The 2,629-nt window shown below is 68.1% G+C and carries 3 protein-coding genes; 2 read left to right on the forward strand and 1 reads right to left on the reverse strand.

All coding sequences use genetic code 11. The features are described 5' to 3' along the window. Positions 1-279 precede the first annotated feature (279 nt). Together hemN and AC1D0P_RS24310 are read left to right on the forward strand one after the other, a co-directional pair. A complete protein-coding gene (hemN, locus tag AC1D0P_RS24305; RefSeq protein ID WP_477679079.1) occupies positions 280-1,662 on the forward strand; it encodes an oxygen-independent coproporphyrinogen III oxidase in 1,383 nt (460 codons plus the stop codon). Between the two features lie 22 nt (positions 1,663-1,684). Continuing rightward, positions 1,685-2,365, forward strand: a complete 681-nt coding sequence (locus tag AC1D0P_RS24310) for a sulfite exporter TauE/SafE family protein (protein ID WP_477679080.1) — start codon at positions 1,685-1,687, stop codon at positions 2,363-2,365. Between the two features lie 18 nt (positions 2,366-2,383). Here the strand turns inward: AC1D0P_RS24310 and AC1D0P_RS24315 are convergent. Continuing rightward, positions 2,384-2,629, reverse strand: a 246-nt coding sequence (locus AC1D0P_RS24315) for a hypothetical protein (protein WP_477679081.1), incomplete at its 5' end; no start/stop codon positions are given.

The following is a 2,629-nucleotide window of genomic DNA, read 5'->3' on the forward strand; positions in this document are numbered from 1 at the left end:
ACTTTTCGGTGGGGAAGGGGAGTGGCGGGGGAGGCTTGGATTGCTTGGATTGCTTGGATTGCTTGGGAGTTGGGCATAAGGAGTGAAGGGTTAGCGGCCGGGGCCCTTGGACCCAGGGCGACAGCGAAGCCGCCAGCTTACGGCGCGCCCCTTCCCGTGATTTGACGCAGGTCAAGCACAAGGCAAACGCGCCCACCCCTGCGCCCCCGTTGATCCATGTCAACGCGGCCGGGGCGGCGCGGCGGCACAGTGGAGGCCTCACACTCCCCCAAGCATTCCATGCCCGCAGTTCTACCCCAGGCCCTCAAGCGCTTCGACATCTCCGGGCCGCGCTATACCTCTTTCCCCACGGCGGACCGCTTTGTCGAGGCCTTTAGCGCCGGCGACCACGGCCGCGCGCTGGACGACAGGCGATCCCGGGCCGAAGCCTCGGCCGCGCCGCTGTCACTGTATGTGCACATCCCGTTTTGCGAGTCGCTGTGCTACTACTGCGCCTGCAACAAGATCATCACCAAACAGCACAGCCGCGCCGCGGCCTACCTGGGCTACCTGGAGCGCGAAGTGGCCCTGTACACGGCGCGCCTGGGCCGGGGCCAGCCCGTCAGCCAGCTGCACCTGGGCGGGGGCACACCGACTTTTTTGTCTGACGCGGAACTCGCACAGCTCATGGACATGCTCAGGCGCAATTTCGACATCGTCGCCGGCGCGGAGATGTCCATCGAGGTGGATCCGCGCACCGTGGACCAGCAGCGCCTGGCCGCGCTGGCCGCCCTGGGCTTCAACCGCCTGAGCTTCGGCGTGCAGGATTTTGACACCGATGTGCAGAAGGCCGTGCACCGCGTCCAGCCGGCGGAGCAGGTGTTCGCGCTGGTCGCCGAGGCGCGCGCGCTCGGCTTTGAATCCATCAATGTGGACCTGATCTACGGCCTGCCGCGCCAGACGCAAACCTCCTTCGCGCGCACGATACGCCAGATCGAGGAGCTCAGGCCGGACCGCATCGCCCTCTACGCCTACGCCCATTTGCCGGAACGCTTCAAGCCGCAACGGCACATCCCGCTGGCGCTGCTGCCGGCGGCCGAGGACAAGGCCGCCATGCTGGCCGAGGCCATGGCGCGCTTCCAGGGCGCGGGCTACCGCTACATCGGCATGGACCATTTCGCCCTCGAGAACGATGCGCTGGCCGTGGCCAGCCGCGAGGGCCGGCTGCACCGCAACTTCCAGGGCTACAGCACCCAGCCCGACCGCGACCTGGTCGGCCTGGGGGTGTCGGCCATAGGCGCGGTCGGCGCCACTTACAGCCAGAACGCCAAGACGCTGGAAGAGTATTGCGACCTGCTGGACCAGGGGAGGTTTCCGGTCACGCGCGGCCTGGCGCTGAGCCGGGACGACCTGGCGCGCCGCGCGGTGATCATGGCCATCATGTGCCAGGGCCAGGTGTGGTTCGAATCGATAGAACTCGCCTGGATGCTGGACTTCAAGGCTTACTTCGCGGCGGAACTGGAGCGCCTTCGCGAACTGGAAAGCGCCGGCCTGGTGGTGCTGTCCGACGCCGGCATAGCGGTGACGCCCGAAGGCCGGTTTGTGCTGCGCGCGGTCGCCATGGTGTTTGACCGCTACCTGCAGTCCGACCTCAACCGCAGCCGCTTCTCGCGCATCATTTAGGCGGCTTGAGGTCCGCGTCACCATGTCCTACGCACTGACCACGACAGCCTTGCTGATGGGCCTGGCCGGCGGCCCGCATTGCGCCGTGATGTGCGGCGCGGCCTGCGGCGGCCTGAGGCGCATGGGCGCGCAGCGGCGGCCGCAGTCGCCGCTGGCCTTCCAGGCCGGGCGGCTGGCCGGCTATTCCACCGCCGGCGCGGCGGCAGCGGCGGCGGTGCAAAGTTTTGCCTGGATGACGGAACAGGCCGCCGTGGTCAAGCCGCTCTGGGTGCTGTTCCATCTGGCCGTTCTGGGCTGGGGACTGATGCTGGTAGTCAACGCCAGCCAGCCGGCCTGGGCGGACCGGGCAGGGCGCTCGGCCTGGTCACGGGTGGGAGCCGTGGCCGCTTCGCGCGGCGGCATGTTTTCGGTGGGCGCGCTGTGGGCTTTCATGCCCTGCAGCCTGCTGTATTCGGCGCTGCTGGTGGCCTCGCTGAGCGGCGGGCCGCTGCAAGGCGCGCTGGCCATGGCGGCTTTTGCCGTGGGCAGCGGCATCTCCCTGCTGCTGGCGCCGCGGCTGCTGGCCGGCTTGCGGCGTGCCGGCAACGGCCTGGGCGGGCAACTGGGCGTGCGCCTGGCCGGTGGCGTGCTGGTGCTGGCGGCCGTGTTCGGCCTGTGGGGTGACATGACGCATCGCATCGCGCAGTGGTGCGGGCTGGCGTGAGGGATACCAGGCTCGTCCTCAATGTAAAAAATGCGACGAGGGAGGGCCGGCATGGGTCTGCACAGGGCCTGGGACGGCGGGAGGGTCTGCGGGAATCTGCAGAATACGCCGGATGGTACTTAACAGCTCAATGTTGGAGGTCCGGACCTTGAACAGGACAGCCTCGGCCTGTTTGCTTACCGTCAGGTCCGCGGCGCTGGGCGAAAACACGATCACCGGCGGCCGCGGATCGAGCGCATCAATGTCCTCCACCAGGTCCCAGCT

The sequence above is a fragment of the Polaromonas sp. P1_G2 genome (assembly GCF_056405515.1).

Coding starts and splice junctions, on each gene's coding strand:
- hemN (WP_477679079.1), top strand. CDS start 280: ATGCCCGCAGTTCTACCCCAGGCCCTCAAGCGCTTCGACATCTCCGGG.
- AC1D0P_RS24310 (WP_477679080.1), top strand. CDS start 1,685: ATGTCCTACGCACTGACCACGACAGCCTTGCTGATGGGCCTGGCCGGC.